This is a genomic window from Oleidesulfovibrio alaskensis DSM 16109, from assembly GCF_000482745.1.
Taxonomy (GTDB): domain Bacteria; phylum Desulfobacterota; class Desulfovibrionia; order Desulfovibrionales; family Desulfovibrionaceae; genus Oleidesulfovibrio; species Oleidesulfovibrio alaskensis.
This window is the reverse complement of sequence record NZ_AXWQ01000005.1, coordinates 265,621-281,728: the sequence shown is the minus strand read 5'-3', so window position 1 is coordinate 281,728 and position 16,108 is coordinate 265,621. Positions and strand designations below refer to the sequence as shown.

Annotated in this window: 15 protein-coding genes; 10 read left to right on the top strand and 5 right to left on the bottom strand. The window is 58.3% G+C overall.

The window, feature by feature from the left end; translation table 11 throughout:
- Positions 1-108 precede the first annotated feature (108 nt).
- Both H586_RS0104095 and H586_RS0104090 read left to right on the top strand, forming a co-directional pair.
- Complete coding sequence (locus tag H586_RS0104095; protein WP_027181419.1) at positions 109-729, top strand: D-glycero-alpha-D-manno-heptose-1,7-bisphosphate 7-phosphatase; 621 nt, start codon at positions 109-111, stop codon at positions 727-729.
- The gene (locus tag H586_RS0104090; protein WP_027181418.1) at positions 729-1,763 is read left to right on the top strand and encodes a glycosyltransferase family 9 protein; all 1,035 of its coding nucleotides are present in this window, start codon (positions 729-731) and stop codon (positions 1,761-1,763) included. Before H586_RS0104095 ends, H586_RS0104090 begins: the two co-directional genes overlap by 1 nt.
- A gap of 515 nt (positions 1,764-2,278) precedes the next feature.
- Here the strand turns inward: H586_RS0104090 and H586_RS0104085 are convergent.
- Positions 2,279-3,691, bottom strand: coding sequence for a sodium:proton antiporter (locus H586_RS0104085; RefSeq protein WP_027181417.1), 1,413 nt, complete (start codon positions 3,689-3,691; stop codon positions 2,279-2,281).
- A gap of 460 nt (positions 3,692-4,151) precedes the next feature.
- Here H586_RS0104085 and H586_RS0104080 point away from each other — a divergent pair, with 460 nt between their 5' ends.
- The gene (locus H586_RS0104080) at positions 4,152-4,742 is read left to right on the top strand and encodes a TrmH family RNA methyltransferase (RefSeq protein ID WP_011367449.1); all 591 of its coding nucleotides are present in this window, start codon (positions 4,152-4,154) and stop codon (positions 4,740-4,742) included.
- 156 nt (positions 4,743-4,898) lie between these two features.
- Here H586_RS0104080 and H586_RS0104075 read toward each other — a convergent pair whose 3' ends face one another.
- Positions 4,899-6,161, bottom strand: a complete 1,263-nt coding sequence (locus H586_RS0104075) for a glycosyltransferase family 2 protein (RefSeq protein WP_011367450.1) — start codon at positions 6,159-6,161, stop codon at positions 4,899-4,901.
- Positions 6,158-7,882, bottom strand: a complete 1,725-nt coding sequence (locus tag H586_RS18090; protein ID WP_162147950.1) for a glycosyltransferase family 2 protein — start codon at positions 7,880-7,882, stop codon at positions 6,158-6,160. Before H586_RS18090 ends, H586_RS0104075 begins: the two co-directional genes overlap by 4 nt.
- A gap of 163 nt (positions 7,883-8,045) precedes the next feature.
- Here H586_RS18090 and H586_RS0104060 point away from each other — a divergent pair, with 163 nt between their 5' ends.
- Together H586_RS0104060 and H586_RS0104055 are read left to right on the top strand one after the other, a co-directional pair.
- Positions 8,046-9,725, top strand: a complete 1,680-nt coding sequence (locus H586_RS0104060) for a glycosyltransferase family 2 protein (RefSeq protein ID WP_051363851.1) — start codon at positions 8,046-8,048, stop codon at positions 9,723-9,725.
- A 30-nt stretch (positions 9,726-9,755) separates the two neighbouring features.
- The gene (locus tag H586_RS0104055; RefSeq protein WP_011367453.1) at positions 9,756-10,937 is read left to right on the top strand and encodes a THUMP domain-containing class I SAM-dependent RNA methyltransferase; all 1,182 of its coding nucleotides are present in this window, start codon (positions 9,756-9,758) and stop codon (positions 10,935-10,937) included.
- A gap of 89 nt (positions 10,938-11,026) precedes the next feature.
- On the opposite strand, the gene H586_RS0104050 is transcribed toward H586_RS0104055, so the two are convergent.
- Both H586_RS0104050 and cutA read right to left on the bottom strand, forming a co-directional pair.
- Positions 11,027-11,953, bottom strand: a complete 927-nt coding sequence (locus tag H586_RS0104050; RefSeq protein ID WP_011367454.1) for a carbohydrate kinase family protein — start codon at positions 11,951-11,953, stop codon at positions 11,027-11,029.
- Positions 11,954-11,957: 4 nt separating this feature from the next.
- On the bottom strand, positions 11,958-12,278 hold the full coding sequence (cutA, locus tag H586_RS0104045; protein WP_011367455.1) for a divalent-cation tolerance protein CutA: 321 nt from the start codon (positions 12,276-12,278) through the stop codon (positions 11,958-11,960).
- A gap of 173 nt (positions 12,279-12,451) precedes the next feature.
- On the opposite strand from cutA, the gene nth reads away from it, so the two are divergent.
- The 5 genes from nth (at position 12,452) to H586_RS0104020 (ending at position 16,093) form a co-directional block, all read left to right on the top strand.
- A complete protein-coding gene (gene nth, locus H586_RS0104040; RefSeq protein ID WP_011367456.1) occupies positions 12,452-13,132 on the top strand; it encodes an endonuclease III in 681 nt (226 codons plus the stop codon).
- Positions 13,132-13,965 (top strand): ribonuclease H-like domain-containing protein, encoded by an 834-nt coding sequence (locus H586_RS0104035; protein ID WP_027181415.1) that lies wholly within the window; start codon positions 13,132-13,134, stop codon positions 13,963-13,965. The genes nth and H586_RS0104035 overlap by 1 nt, the downstream gene beginning before the upstream one ends.
- Before the next feature lie 77 nt (positions 13,966-14,042).
- Positions 14,043-14,999, top strand: coding sequence for a chemotaxis protein (locus H586_RS0104030; RefSeq protein WP_027181414.1), 957 nt, complete (start codon positions 14,043-14,045; stop codon positions 14,997-14,999).
- A gap of 36 nt (positions 15,000-15,035) precedes the next feature.
- Positions 15,036-15,692, top strand: coding sequence for a type B chloramphenicol O-acetyltransferase (catB, locus tag H586_RS0104025; protein WP_027181413.1), 657 nt, complete (start codon positions 15,036-15,038; stop codon positions 15,690-15,692).
- 71 nt (positions 15,693-15,763) lie between these two features.
- Positions 15,764-16,093, top strand: coding sequence for a DUF6693 family protein (locus tag H586_RS0104020; RefSeq protein WP_011367460.1), 330 nt, complete (start codon positions 15,764-15,766; stop codon positions 16,091-16,093).
- Positions 16,094-16,108 lie beyond the last annotated feature (15 nt).

Below are 16,108 nucleotides of genomic sequence, written 5' to 3'. Positions count from 1 at the left end.
TGCCGTGCCATCTAGACACGCCTGTTGCGTGGTGTGTGCGGCAGGATTATGCTGTCCGCCGCGATTCAATTTGTTTCGCCCCTGACCCAGCTGCATGAAGGAGGCTCAGTGCCCCGTATTGACTGTATTCTTCTTGACCGTGACGGTACGGTCATCGTCGACAAGCATTATCTGAGCGACCCGCAGGGCGTTGAACTGCTGCCGGGGGCCGGAGAAGCATTGGCCGGAGCCTGTGCCGAAGGCAGAAAGCTGTTCATCGTGACCAATCAGTCCGGTATCGGGCGGGGAATGTTTTCGGAAAACGACTACGAGGCGTGCAGGATGCAGCTTGACGCCATGCTGCAATCCTGCGGCGCGTCGGTCACTGCTTCGCGCCATTGTCCGCATGCTCCTGACAGTTCCTGCATATGCCGCAAGCCGGAGACAGGCATGTGGCAGTCCCTGCGCGATGCCTACGGGCTGAAGGCTGAGCGCTGCGTGATGGTGGGCGACAAGCTGGCTGATGTGGGCTTCGGGCGCAACGCCTGTCTGGCGGCTTCTGTGCTGGTACTTACCGGCAAAGGGCGGGCAGAGGCGGAAAAGGCCGGATTGAAAGCGGAAGCTGATATGGCGTTGCGTGAGGAAGGCTGGGTTGAAGTGCATAAACGCTCAGGCGTGCTGCCGGATGTTGTGGTATGCGATGTGCGTGCCGCGCTCGACTGGGTAAGAACTGTGCTGGAGGAGAAATAATGCGACGCATAGCCGTCTGGAACACCGCTTTTCTCGGCGATGCCGTGCTGACGCTGCCGCTTATCAGCACGCTGAAGGCTGCCTATCCTGATGCCGCCATTGATTTCTGGGTGCGCAAGGGGTTTGAGGGGCTGTTCGCATCCCAGCCGGAGCTGGCGGGGGTGTACGGGTATGACAAGAACGGAGCACAGGGCGGTCCGGGCGGAACTTTCGCTCTGGGCAGGCATATGGCGGCACAGGGGTATTCGCTTTTTGTATCGGCCCATACCAGTGTCCGCAGCGGCCTGATGGCCCGCTGGTCAAGCGCCAAGACGCGTATCGGGTATGACAGACCTTTTCTGAACAGATATTTTTATACGCATACCGTTCCGCGCTGCTTCGACTCCATGGAAGAAATCGAACGCTTGCTGCAACTGGTAAAGCCACTGGGAATCAGCGAACTGCACACATGGCCCCGGCTGGTGCTGCCGCAGGATGCCCGCCAGAAAGCCGAAGGATATTTTGCCAGCCATGTGAAAGGTCCGGTTGTGGGGCTGCATCCCGGTTCGGTATGGGGAACAAAACGATGGCCTGCCGCCTCGTATGCGCAGGTTGCTTCGCACGCAGTTGCCGCGGGGGCGCAGGTGATGATTTTTGCCGGTCCCGGAGAAGAAGCCATGGCGCAGGATGTGATCAGCCGCATTGATACCGGGGGCAGACGCCATGCTGTGCTTGATCTTTCGGGCAGTCTTTCGCTTCCCGAGCTTGCGGCCTTTCTGGGACGTCTGGACTGTTATGTGACCAATGATTCAGGCCCCATGCATCTTGCATGGGTGCAGCATACTCCGGTGACGGCCATTTTCGGCCCTACCGTCCGGCGTCTGGGTTTTTTCCCCCGCGGCAGCCGGTCCACGGTGCTGGAGGCCGATGTCTCCTGTCGTCCGTGCGGCCTGCATGGCCCGCAGGAATGCCCGCAGGGGCACCACCGCTGTATGGCTGAGGTGACTCCCGGCATGGTCTGGGCGGATGTGGAGCGCAAGCTTTTCCGCACATGATGCTTTTGGATGTGGAGATGATGACGGCGACGGCGCCCTGCGGTTACGCGGGGCGTTTTTTTGTGCTTTCTGCCCGTGCTGCGCGGAGCGTGATGAGCGGGTGTGTCCGCCCGCGGGTAAACCCGTCGGCTGCGGCTTAGGCGGTCTTACCAGACTGCTGTTCGCGTTTTGTTTTTACCGGCTGTGTTGCGGGGGGGGCGGCTGCCGGTCGTCAGTCTGACCTGCTGTATGTGCGTTGAACGCTATGCTTTGTTGCTTACGGATGCACAGACGGGTTTGTTCTGCTGTATGGGGGGCGTTGGGACAGAAGGCTGGCTGAGTGCGGTGCACTGAAGGGCGGCGGAGGCGGGACGCACTGCATGTGTCCGTCACATGAGGCGTAACTGGAGCCGCCGGAAAGATTCGGGGACGGAAGAGTGCAGCTTCCGTCCCCGATTGTCCGCCATGAATGGGTGCCCAGGAGGAGTCCAGCCCTAGGGCACCCACATCATGCTTCTGCTTTCTTCCAGGCCCGACTAGAAGAAAACGAACGTCACAAGGATGAAGACGGGGATAAGGATACCGCCCGACCACATCATGTAGCCGAAGAAGCTGGGCATCTTGACGCCCTGATCTTCAGCGATGGAACGTACCATGAAGTTGGGAGCGTTACCGATATAGGTGTTGGCCCCCATGAACACAGCACCGGCGGAAATGGCCAGCAGCGTGTGTGACAGGTCGTTCATCAGGTGCACGGCGTCGCCGCCTGCGGTGTTGAAGAACACAAGGTAGGTGGGCGCGTTGTCAAGGAAGCTGGACAGCAGGCCCGTGAGCCAGAAGTACATCACGTTCACAGGCTGGCCGTTGTGGCTCACCATTTCAATAACACTGCGCAGTGCACCGGATTCTCCGGCCTTCAGAATGGCGATGGCCGGAATCATGGAGATGAAAATGCCGGAGAAGAGCTTGGCGACTTCGATGATGGGGAACCAGTTGAAGTCGTTCTTTCTGCGGCTTTCAGGATCGGTAAGCTTCAGAGACAGACCGGCGATGACCAGCAGCAGGACATCGCGGACAATGTTCTGAAGTTCAACCGGCACGTGGTAGAGATCAAGGCTGATGCCGGGCTTCCACAGACCGCTCAGCAGTACCGCGCCGACAACGCCAACCAGCAGGAGCAGGTTGATCTTGCCTTCCAGTCCCAGCTTTTCACCGGATGCGTCGGTGGGGGGAACCGGCTTGCCTTCCTTGGCGAACAGCATGGTGTCGACAACGAAGAAGAGTGCCAGCAGGATTGCAGCCACAAACAGCATGGGGACCAGCATATGGATGGTGGTCCAGAAGAAGGACACGCCCTTCAGGAAGCCGAGGAACAGAGGCGGGTCACCCAGCGGAGTCAGCGAACCGCCGATGTTGGCCACAAGGAAAATGAAGAATACGACGGAATGCACCTTGTATTTGCGGTGTGCGTTGGCGCGCAGCAGCGGACGGATGAGCAGCATGGCGGCACCGGTGGTACCCATCCAGCTGGCCAGTACGGTACCGATGAGCAGCAGGCCAGTGTTGACCACAGGGGTGCCCACCAGAGAACCTTTCAGGCGTACCCCGCCTGCAACTGTGAACAAAGACAGCAGCAGTATGATAAAGGGTATGTATTCAAGGAAAAGAGTATGAATAACTTCGTACAGCGCCAGTGAAAAACCGAATTTTACAGTGAAGGGAATGATGAATGCCAATGCCCAGAACGCAGCCACCTTGCCGAAGTTGTGATGCCAGAAATGGGGTGCGGTGAGGGGGAATATGGCGATGGAGAGCAGCATGCAGGCAAAGGGAATAACCCACATGACGCCCAGTTCAGCCCCGTCAAGATGAGGAGCACCATGCCCGCCTGCAGCCAGCGCCAGACAGGGCAGCAGACAAACCGCCGTGAGTGTGAACACTGCGGTCATAAGTTGAGAAAAACTCCAACGGTTCACCGTTCCTTGCCTCCTTGTTGTGTCGGAAACACGCCTGAAAAATATCGGGGTTTCAGGCCGTTATTGGGGAAAAAGGTCAATGGCAGACAGCTGCAGCCTGTGCCGTTTCCTGACAGCAGGGCGCTGTTCGCGCACAAGCCCGAAGCTGTCGCGAATGCCTTTGCCGTTCTACCGGACGAAACGGGACTTTTCAATAGAGCATGGCGGCAATATATGAAAAAAAGTCAGTGGCTTGGAACAAAGGCTCGCTTTTTTAGCAGGTTGTGCCATCTTTTGGCTGACAACCCCGCGGCAGGCATCACGTTATGCAGTGTCCGGCCTGGCGCTGCTGTGCCGCAGGCACGGGGTGACAGCAGGCCCGTTCCGCTGTATGTAACGCTGGATTTATGCACGGAACCGAAAAGTCAGAACGATATGAACGGATGAAAATGATATGACCAGAGAACGTACTTCAGAAAGGGTGGAGAAAATCAAGAGGGTGCTGTCGCTGAGGCAGAAAGACCTTACTCTTGTGCTTGCAAATATACACGATCCGCACAATGTGTCGGCCATCTACCGCAGCTGCGACGCTTTCGGCGTTTCCAGAGTCCATCTGTACTATACGGATACCCCTTTTCCCCCGCTCAGCGGACGCTCTTCGGCATCTGCCCGCAAATGGGTGGAGACTGAAAGGCACGAAGATCCGGCACAGCTGGCCGCTGCGCTCAGAAAAAAAGGATGCCGTATTCTTGCCACCAGCTGTTCGCCCTCGGCCCGGCCGCTGCGCGAATGGGACATGACCGGTCCCACGGCGATCATTATGGGCAACGAACACCGCGGGGTGGACGCCGAGCTTATGGAAATAGTGGACGGTGAAGTCTATATCCCCATGTTCGGCATGATTCAGAGCTTCAATGTCTCGGTGGCTGCGGCTGTTATTTTGTCCGAGGCTTCGCGGCAGCGTCAGCAGGCGGGTAAATACGAGACTCCCACATATACCGAAGAAGAATACGCTGCGGTGCTGGAAGAGTGGCTGGCAAAATAAGTTTTCAGCTTTCTGCTGGTTGTGCTGCGTATAGACACGGCCCGTGTGTGGGGGCGGACTCTGACGGACGCAATCAGCCGCCGCGTGACATGCAGGTTCAGGCGATAAAAAACCGGCCGCGGGTATGACCGCGGCCGGTTTTTTTTGTGGGGGAAGCTATAACAGGCCCAGTTCTTTCAGCCAGCCTTCATACAGGTGCTGCAACTCCTGTTCTCCAGCTTTTCTGGCCCAGTTTGCCAGTCCTGCCGCTTTTTTGGTCAGTGCGCCCACATCTTCAAGCAGCCCGTTGATATGGGCTGCTTTTTCCTGCGCCTGTGCTGCCAGACTTTCATTTCCGGCCATGGCTGCCGTGACGGCCAGCTGGCGGTAATGGGGAAGCATGGGAAAAAAGTACGTCTGAAGCAGGCGTACCCCGCTGGCTTCGGCGTACAGCCGGTTCTGTTCCAGAAAACCGGCCAGCAGAGCGTATCCTGTCTGCCACAGCGGTTCCTGCTGCAGCAGTTGCCAGCAGGCCGCCGCGTTGAACTCTCCGCCTGCGCCTGCTCCGGCGCCGGTCATGGATGATGTAAGCGCAGTCTCGCGCTCTTCTGCAAGCGTTATGTACGATTCCAGCCATGGCGTGATGGCAAACCGGTAGCCGTCCCGTACCGCATGCCTGTGCATGTCCGGCCCGAAGCAGCCTTTGCAGCGCTGGTTGAGCAGGGCCGCGTTCGTATCGTCATCGTCGCCCCGGCCCGGCGTCTGGCTTTCCAGATGGTAGACCCTGCTTTCAGTGACGCAGCGCAGCTTTTTGCCCGCCTCGCGGATGCGGCAGCATAGCTCAAGGTCTTCGCTGCCGTTTTTGTAGCCTTCATAAAAACCGCCGCACTGCCGGAACAGTCCGGAAGGAACGAGCAGACAGGCACCGGTGATGGCCTGCAGCGTTCTGCGGGTGCGCAGCACGGGATGGTCTGCCGGAAAGTTGGCGTACAGATGCTGTGTGCGCAGTGCGGGGGTGAAAACGATACCCGCGTGCTGCACCCTGTCCGATTCGGGATAGAGCAGCAGCGGTCCCGCCGCGCCCAGCCTGGCGTCTTCGTCAAATGCCTTCATCAGCGGAGGCAGCCATCCTGAGGTGAGCAGCGTGTCGTTGTTGAGAAACAGCAGCTTTTCACCGCGGGCGCTCTTTGCACCCAGATTGCAGGCCGGTCCGAAGCCCTGATTGGTGTCCAGCCTTATGCGCCGGAACATGCGTCCGAACAGTTTCTCTCCGAGGGGAGCCAGCTGGACGGCTGTTTCGTCTCCCGAGCCGTTGTCCGCCACGATGACTTCAAAGAAGTCGCCGGGAGTGTGCTGTCGCAGGCTTTCCAGACAGGCCCGTGTCAGATGCCACTGGTTCCAGACAGGTATGATGATTGAAAGGGGTGTGGTAGTGTTCATGTTGCGGGAATATCTCTGCATAGGGTGGAGTGCTTGCGCAGCAGGTCGCTGCGTGCCGTTTCCAGCGCCTGTTCGCGTACGGCCTGTACGGAACCGGCGGGATACAGGTGTTCCAGTTTTATTTTATTGCCCATGATGTGCCCCAGCTTGGCCGGAGCACCGGCCTGCCGCATGCTGGAATGCTGCATGTGCGGAATGCGCACGCTGCCTGTGTACACCGTGGCGAAGCCGGCCTGTGCACATCGGATATCGCGTTCAAGGTCGTCAAACTGTGTCGGAGAAAAGCGGATGTCGAACGGACCGCATTCTTCAACAGCACGCATGTTCAGTGCATGACAGCAGCCGGAAACGGAAAGGCACGGGCGGGTGTGCATGCCTGCCAGCACCGACCGGCTTCCGGCCGCATTGCAGTATACATGCATCTGTTCTTCAATGTCGGAAAAACTGCGGGTGCCCATATCCGGCGGGATGAGGAAAAAATCGGCGCATTGCACGGCATAGGGCGGGGTGTGGTCGAGTACCGTACATCCGGCCGTGGCCGTGCGCGGATTCTCCAGTGCCGCGCTCATGAGCGGAACAAGCCATTGCGGCGGCAGCAGAATGTCATCGTCCAGAAATACAGCCCATTGATGCCGGCGTACCTGCGGCAGTGAGAGCAGCCAGTTGCGGGCGGCAGGGGCCCCTATGTTCACGGGCAGACGCAGGGTGTGCAGCTGCTGCGCGGGCCATTGACCGCGCATGGTTTCCAGCATGGTCTGCATATCTTCCGCAGTCTCTGCGGCGGGGCGCCGGTCAGAGCCGTTGTCGAGCACAAATACGGGGGCGTTGCCCATGTCCGAATCACGCAGGGTTTGCAGCGTGCGCCGCAGCAGTCCGGGCTTGTTCCATGAATACAGCAGGATGGCAGGCGGATTGTCATGCACGGTCCGGTGCTGCAGTGGCGCGGGGTGCATAAGGCTGTACAGCCCCTGAGTGAGGGACGGATGCCACGGGTGCTGCCGCCAGAGCGCTTGCAGCACACTGTGCGCCGCACGGGTATCGGCACACTTCAATGCGGTTTCAACCTGCATTTCTGCTACCCACAGGCCGAAAAGCGGTCCGGCTTCTTTTTCCAGCCGGCGCAGCAGACTGCGGACTTTGTCCGCATGTTCCGCGTGGTTCTGTTCCAGCATGCACACCCGGTATTCGGCCTGCAGGCGGGCCGCCAGTATGTCCGCTCCGGCAAAGACGGGCAGTGCCTGCGCTGCTTTTTCCCACAAGCCGTCATGCGGCTGCGCAAGGCAGAGCTCAAAGGCCTGCCCCAGCCAGAAACATGCATGTTTTTCGTCCGCGATATGGTTGATGCACCGGAGCATTGCGCCTTGCGGATCGGCATCTGCCAGAGCGCGCCATGCCTCATATTCCGGGGGGACTGCACTGCGCTGCAGCACGGCGTGTGCCAGTGCAACCGTCCGGTCGTGGGACGGGTGTCCTGCAAAGAGCGCTGTCACATAGCCGCACAGACGGCGGTCGAGGGGATGCTTCTGCCATGACCACAAAATGTGGGCGGCAACAGCGCCGGACACCGTGACGGGCAGGGCGTCGGGCGCCGCTGCGGTCAGTGTCCGCAGCCCCTGTTCCGCATGCATCAGGCGTATGTTCAGTCCTTCGACTCCCAGCTGCCACAGCGGCATTGTTTCGCACAGCCGGAGCAACGTGTCGGTGCGGTGATCATTCATCATATTGCAGAGTATGCGCAGTACGCGCGCAGAAGCGGTGTAACACGGTGGACGGGGCTGCACCGCGCGGCTAAAATGATTGCGCAAAAGACGTGCGCACTGTATCTGATCATCTTGTAACCCTTTGTATAGTATGTCAACTCCGGTCTGGAGAAAAGGAGGCACTGTGCTTTTTGACTGGAATGCCATGGAAGCGGCCGGCGGCACGGACATGATGAATGAGCTTGCCAAAGGCGGCACCGGCAAGATGCACCGGCTTTATCTGGCAGATATGGCCCTGCAGAAGGCCATGGAAGCGCAGAAGGCCGGCAGGGCCGGAGTGGGCGGCATGCTGCTTGAAACCGGCAGAAGCCTTATCTGTGCGGCATGGGACGCGGATCCGCTGGACGGTGGCACCGCCGCGCAGTTGCTTGCTCTTGACGACATGCAGCCTTTTTTGCCGGATTCTGTGCGCAGTGTTGCACAGCACATGCGGCAGGGGTGGAGCGTACCGCAGGATCAGCGGTATTATCAGCGTCTGCTTCAGAAGCGTGACACAGCCCTGACCATGGGGTTTCTTGAAAAGCAGACCGCACGGGAGCCGGATAACGCCTACTGGCTGCAGCAGCGGCTTGCGCTGGCCGGTTACGAAGGCGACACCGGCCGCGTGGAAGCCGTCATTGCCGGAGCAACTTCCCTGCCTTTGCCGGTGCGTACGCGGCTGCTTGCCGACATGCACCTGATGCGGGGTGATGCGGAGCAGGCTGCGGCGCTTTATGAGTCCGTCTGGCCGCATTCCGCCGGAATGACGGAACACCTGACCCGCGCCGCAGAGGCCCTGTACCGCTGCGGCCGCGACGATACCGCACTGCGGCTGTGGCAGACGGCCTTTGCGCTGCGCGGCTGGGACAGCAATCTGCTGCTGCGCCTGTCTGACGTGGCTGACGGAACCCATACGGCATGCCGGATGCCCGAAGGCAGGGGGGCTGTGCTGCTTTATTCATACAACAAGGCAGCCTGTCTTGACATCACGCTGGGCAGCCTTGCCGCTTCGCGGCTGGATGATGCGCGCATTATCGTGCTGGACAACGGTTCTTCCGATGCAACACCCGGGGTGCTTGCCCGCTGGAAGGAACACCTTGGCGACGGATTGCTGACTGTCACCTTGCCCTGCAATGTGGGGGCCCCTGCAGCCCGCAACTGGCTTATGCATCTTACGGAACTTGACGGCTGCCGCTGGGTGGCTTACTGCGACGACGACGTTGAACTGCCCGCCGACTGGCTGGGGCGCATGGGCGCGGCCATGCAGCGCTATCCCCATGCAGCCGCGTGGGGGTGCAGAGTGGTGGACCATGCCAACCCCGCGCTGATACAGTCGGTGGATATGCATCTCGACGCTCCGCAGCCGCAGTCGGCCGAACAGGTGGCTGCCGAAGGTGAGCGCCGCTTTGCGGTTTCCATGCTGCAGCATCAGGATATGGATTTCGGGCAGTTCACCTACATGCGGCCCTGTGCCACGGTGACCGGATGCTGCCATCTTTTTCTGCTGGATGCCCTGCGCTCCGGCGGCGGATTTGACCTGCGTTACTCCCCTTCACAGTATGACGATCTGGAGCATGACCTGCGGCAGGTATTGCAGGGCCGACTGCCGGTCTATCAGGGGCATCTTGCCGTGCGTCATATGAAACGCAGCGGCAAGGCGGCGCTGCAGCAGCCCGAAGCGCAGGGGAATGCCTCTGCCAATATGTATAAATTGCAGATGCGCTATACAAAAGATGAATTTGAAACCATGCGCCGTCACGACTATGCCGCATTGAAGCAGGACCTGCTGCGCAAGGCCGCAGCGCTTGCCGCGAGCGTGGCGTGACGGAGCAATACGTAAGGAATTTTGCAGCTGATGGCTGATTTTTCACATAAAAGCACTGTGCTTGTAACGTGTCCGCTGGCGGCTTCGGCCTTGCTGGCGACGGAACTGAAGGCGCTGGGTTTTACGCCCCGCAATGAACTGCCCGCCGGTGTGGAGGTGCAGGCCGACCTGAATGACTGCATGCGGATGAACCTGCACCTGCGCACGGCCAACAGGGTGCTGTATCAGGTAGCCGCGTTTCGTGCCCGTGATGCCGATGCGCTGTACAGGGCGGCTTCGCGCATTCACTGGGAACTGTTTATCGCCCCTGAAGGGTACGTGAGCATAGCGTCTTCCGTTGACAACCCCACAATACGTGACAGCCGTTTTGCCAATCAGCGGCTGAAGGATGCGGTGGTGGACAGGATACGGAGCCGTACGGGCAGACGCCCCGATTCGGGACCGCTGCAGACGGGGGTAGTGCTGTTTCTGCACTGGCATGATGACTGGTGCCGGCTGTATGTCGATACCTCCGGCGAGCCGCTTTCACGCAGGGGGTACAGAAAAAATCCGTGGAAGGCCCCCATGCAGGAAACTCTGGCGGCCGCTGTTCTGATGGCTGCCGGCTGGCCGGGCGGTGGGCATCTGATCAACCCCATGTGCGGTTCGGGTACTCTGGCTGTGGAAGCCGTGCTCATGGCCATGAACTCCGCACCGGGGCTGCTGCGTGATTCTTTCTGCTTCATGCATCTGCCCGGTTATAAACCGGAGATATGGGACGCCCTGCTTGACAGGGCGGAAGCGCAGGAAACAGGAGAGATACCGGGGCGGGTCATTGCAACCGACATTGTGCCCGAGGCGGTAAAGGCTTCGCAGGAAAACGCGGTACGGGCCGGTGTTGCCGGTTTTATCGAGTTCGGCGTCTGTGATTTTACGCAGACCGACATTCCTCAGCCGTCTGAAGGGCGCGATGTGATCATCATGAATCCGGAGTACGGCGCCCGTCTCGGAGATGCTGCTCAGCTGGAGGGTGTCTACCGGGCCGTGGGTGATTTTTTCAAACAGCGCTGCGGCGGATACACGGGGTATGTTTTTACCGGCAACATGAAACTGGCCGGTAACGTGGGACTGCGCACTTCGCGCCGCATTCCTTTTCACAGTGCCAAAATAGAATGCCGCCTGCTGGAATACGAGTTGTATTCCGGCAGCAGAAAGCATGCGGACCATCAGTGACGCCGCAGGGGTACTGCCGCGCAACCGCCATAAAAAAAGAGGCTGCCACGTCATACGCGGCAGCCTCTTTTTTTATGCAAGACGGTCTGTTACGCCCCGAATGCCGCCTGATGGCGGGCCTTGAACTCTTCAGGGGTGAAGGTGTGCTCCTGTGTGCCGTAATGCTCTACGCAGAAGCTGGCACAAGTGGCGCCTATTTTTGCGGCTCCGGCCACATCCAGCCCGTCGGTTAGACCCTTGAGCAGACCGGCGCGGAATGCGTCGCCTGCGCCTGTGGGGTCAAGCACCTGCCGCGGTCTGGCAATGCCCACCATGACAGGTTCGCCGTTGTCTATGCGCGAACCGTTCTCACCGAGGGTGGTGATGATGTAATCGGTCATGGTCAGCAGTTCGGCTTTGGTGCGGCCGGTGGCTTTCATTATCATTTCCAGTTCGTAGTCGTTGCTTACCAGCATGTGTGCACCGTTGATGCATTCCAGCATGCTGTCACCGGTAAGCGCAGTGATCTGCTGGCCGGGGTCGAAAATATAGCGCATGCCCATGCTGCGGAATTTACGCGGCAGTTCCACCATATCCTGCAGGTTTCCGGGAGAGACGATGGCAAGATCGTTTTCGGGGGTGACGCCGTTAAACTGGTACCCGCAAGGGTGGCTCATGGCTGCGGGGTTGAATCCGGTGATCTGGTTGTCGCTCTGGTCGGTGGTAATGTAGGCTCCGGCGGTGAACTGGTCGTCCATTTTCCGGATGCCGTCCTGCGGCAGTCCCAGACCGGTCAGCACTTCTTCGTAGCGGTCAAAGTCTTTGCCCACAGTGGCAAGTATGGTCGGCTTTTCGCCCAGCAGAGCCAGTGAGTATGCAATGTTGCCCGCCGTGCCGCCGCGTTTTTCTTCCAGCCTGTCGATAAGAAAGCAGACGTTGAGAATATGGATTTTATCCGGCAGAATATGATCGCTGAATTTGCCGGGGAAGTTCATTATCCGATCGTATGCGAGCGATCCGGAAATAAAAATGGACATGTGCTCAACGCTCCTTTCGTACTTCGTTGTCTATCCAGTTGAGAAAAGGGGGAAGCCCTTCTGAAACGGCAAGTGCGACAGCACACGGCACATCGTAGCCGTGCAGTTCCGCCACGGCGGCAAGAGCATCTTCGACTCTGTCGTCCGATGTCTTGGCGATGAAAGCGACTTCGCTTTCATTCTGCACTTGGCCGTCCCACCGGAAAATGGACTCGATCCGTCCGAGAATGTTGACACAGGCTGCAAGTCTGCGTTCTACAAGAATCCGGCCTATGCGCCGTGCTTCCTGTTCATCGGGGGCGGTCATGTACAGTATTTTTGCCATGGTGTCCTCCGGAGTTACGGTGTGGTGCGTCGCGCGACAGCTTATGTACAGCAAAGCTGCGGTAACGGCAATAATTTCGGGGTGCAAAGCCCTGTGCCGCGGATTCTTTTCGGGGATATTGTATGCCCGTATGCTTTGCACAGTATGATTTTCATCCTCAGGTGGTCATGTAAATGAAAAAGAAAGAACGTGCGGCGGCTTTTCTGGCGCTGCTGAAAAAAAGGTATCCGGCTCCTGCCACACATCTTGATGCGCGTACCCCGTGGGAACTGCTGGTGGCTACTGTGCTTGCCGCACAATGCACGGACGAAAGGGTGAATAAAGTCACCCCCGGGCTTTTCCGGCGTTGGCCGGGCCCTGCCGAGCTTGCGCAGGCATTGCAGGGAGAGGTGGAAGAAGTTGTGCATTCCACCGGTTTTTACCGCAACAAGGCAAAAAATCTCATAGCCGCGGCAGATATGGTAACCCGCCTGCACGGCGGGCAGGTTCCGCGTACCATGGATGAGCTGACGGCGCTGCCCGGGCTGGCCCGCAAAACGGCTAACATTGTGCTTTGGGGCGGATACGGCATTAACGAGGGGCTGGCGGTGGACACGCATGTGAAGCGTATAGCCTTCCGCATGGGGTTCACCGCATCGGATAATCCGGTTGTGGTTGAAAAAGACCTGATGCCCCTTTTTCCCCGTGCGGAGTGGGGCGACGTGAACCACCGCATGGTGTGGTTCGGGCGGCATGTGTGCGATGCCCGCAAACCGTTGTGCCATGAGTGTGAAATGTTTGATTTCTGCCCGCGCAAAGGGGTGCAGGGAAAAAAAACGGCAGCGCGTGCGTCTGCCCGCAAGGCCGGTGTCTGATGCTTAAAAATACGTTCTGTCATCTGCCGGGAGTCGGTGCAGGCACTGAACGCAGCCTGTGGGACAAGGGTGTGCTGACCTGGGAAGATGCGCTGGATGCGCCGCAGAAGCTGCTGGGAAAAAACGGCGACCGGCTGCGCCGCGGTGCCGAAGAATCGCTTGCCCGGCTGGAATCCGCCGACGCTGCGTGGTTCGGGGGCAGTCTGCCCGCCAATATGCAGTGGCGCCTTTTTGATCCGTTCCGCTGCAATGCCGCCTACGTGGACATTGAAACAACGGGATTGTCGTGGCCGTCGGCACATGTGACCACCATCGCCCTGTACGACGGGCGGCAGGTGCGTACATATGTGCACGGGCGCAATCTGCATGATTTTGCAGAAGACATGGCTGCCTATGACCTTTTGATAACGTTCAACGGTAAATGCTTTGATGTGCCTTTTCTGGAGCGGGCGCTTGATATGCGCATGACAGCGGGGCACGTGGATCTGCGTTATGTATTCAGAGCGCTCGGACTGGGGGGCGGCCTGAAGCATATCGAGCACTGCCTTGGGTTTGACAGAGGCGAACTGGAGGGCGTGGACGGGTACATGGCCGTGCTGTTGTGGAATCTTTTCCGCAGAACAGGCGACGAGCGTGTTCTTGAAACCCTGCTGGCCTACAATGCCGAAGATGTGCTGACGCTGGAGCCTCTTATGTATCATGCCTACAACAGGCACCTTGCAGGCACGCCTTTCAGTCAGACGGCAGCTTTGTCCGTGCCGCCGGTGGCGCCCAATCCTTTCCGTGCCTCCCCGCACGCCCTGCGCGAAGCCTGGTCCGGCGCAATGTTTTGATAGTGTGAAAGGAATAACGCGGCGGGGCTTGTAACTCCCTTCTTCCCCGTGCATAGTATGAAGATAGGGGGTGACTTATGTCACAGAGCAACATCCTTTTGGAATCGGGCACAAACGAGTTAGAAATAATTGAGTTTATCATAGAAGAGCAGGATGCGGAGGGCACTCTGTATAAAGGCCACTATGCCATGAACGTGGCAAAGGTGCTTGAAATTATACGGCGTCCTGATGTGGTGGGTCTGCCGGGTACGCATCATCCTGCGGCTTTGGGTACTTTTTCGCTGCGGGGCAGGGTGCTGCCGCTCATCGACCTTGCCCGGTGGCTGGAAAAGGGCAGTCTGGATTCCCCCGGAGCCAAAGTCATTGTTTCGGAATTCAGCGGCACTATCACGGCTTTTCTGGTGTCTTCGGTTACCAGCATTCACCGTCTCAGCTGGAGTCAGATCGAAGCTCCGGATGCGTACCTGCACCGGTTCAGCAATGAATCCATAACAGGCGTTGTGCGTTTTGAAGATCGCATCGTCTTTCTGCTGGACATGGAGCGCATTGTTGCTTCAATGAATCCGCATCTTGATTTGAAAGCCCACGCAGAACGCATCGAAGAGAGTGTTTCCGGTGATAATCTGAAAACGCTTATTGCGGACGATTCTTCTTCGATCCGCAACATGATAGGTGCGACGTTGAAAAAAGCCGGTTTTGACGTGACGGCCACCAGCAGCGGACTGGAAGCGTGGAAGCAGCTGGAAGCCTGGAAAAAGGAATCGCAGGAACAGGGACGCCCGCTGAGCGATTTTGTGGTGCTTGTGGTATCCGACATTGAAATGCCGGAAATGGACGGCCACAACCTGACAAGGCGCATCAAGGATGACCCTGTGCTCAAACAGCTGCCGGTAATGCTGTTTTCTTCGCTGATAACTGAAGCGCTGCGGCACAAAGGCGAGGCCGTCGGCGCTGATGATCAGGTATCAAAACCCGACCTGCCGTCGCTTACTTCGCGTGCGCGTGCGCTGATCACTTCTTATTTCGGTATCTAGCTTTTGCCCGCAGTATGGTATAACGCTGTGGACATTATGACTAAAGACAGCATCTTCACCAGTCCGTTCAAGGGCATTCCCCTGCATGAGCAGGTAAGCAATCCGAACATAACAGTCGGCCGTTACAGTTATTATTCCGGGTATTACCACAACCACCCGTTTGAAGACTGTGTCCGCTATCTTATGCCGCAACCGGATACCGTGGACAGGCTGATCATAGGCAGCTTCTGCTCCATCGGAACGGGCGCCAGCTTTGTCATGGCGGGCAATCAGGGGCACCGTACCGACTGGATAAGCACTTTTCCCTTCTACTACGCAGGCAATGCCGAATTTTCCGGTGCCCGTGACGGCTACAGGCCGGCCGGAGATACGGTGGTGGGCAGCGATGTGTGGATAGGAGCCGAAGCCATGATCATGCCGGGAGTGCGTATCGGGCACGGGGCTGTCATTGCTTCGCGTGCCGTGGTCACTTCTGATGTGCCTCCGTATGCCGTGGTGGCCGGCATGCCCGCCAGACAGCTGCGTGTCCGGTTTGATGAGAAAAATGTGGCCATGCTGCTTGAAATGGCGTGGTGGGAGTGGCCGCAGGATATGCTGAGTGCTGCCATGCCGCTGCTGACCTCACAAAATGTGGATGAACTCTACCGTTTCTGGAAAAGTTATGGTAACAGGACGGCAAACGTCACGGCATGACGCCGGGGCGCATGCGGCTGTGCGTCCTGTGGATGTGTGCCGATCACCTGCCTGAAACGTAAGGAGTTCTGATGTTCAACGGGCGTTTTGACTGCGACCTGAGCATGGCCGAATGCATCGGACATGCTGTGCTGTGGATCATTATTTCCGTGCTTACTCTGGGTATAGGAGCATTTATCTACCCCTATGCACTGGCGCGGTTTGTTGTCAGCCGGACATATGTTGTTTCCGGCGGGCGCAGAGTCGGCAGGCTGCAGTGCGACCTTGATCTCGGCAGTCAGCTTGGTCATCTTATTTTATGGATCATACTGGCTGTCATCACGTTTGGTCTTGCATATGTGGTGTATCTGTACCGTGTGGGCAAACTGGTGGCCGACCGTACTCTTATTATTCCGCTGTAACCGCATATTGCCGGA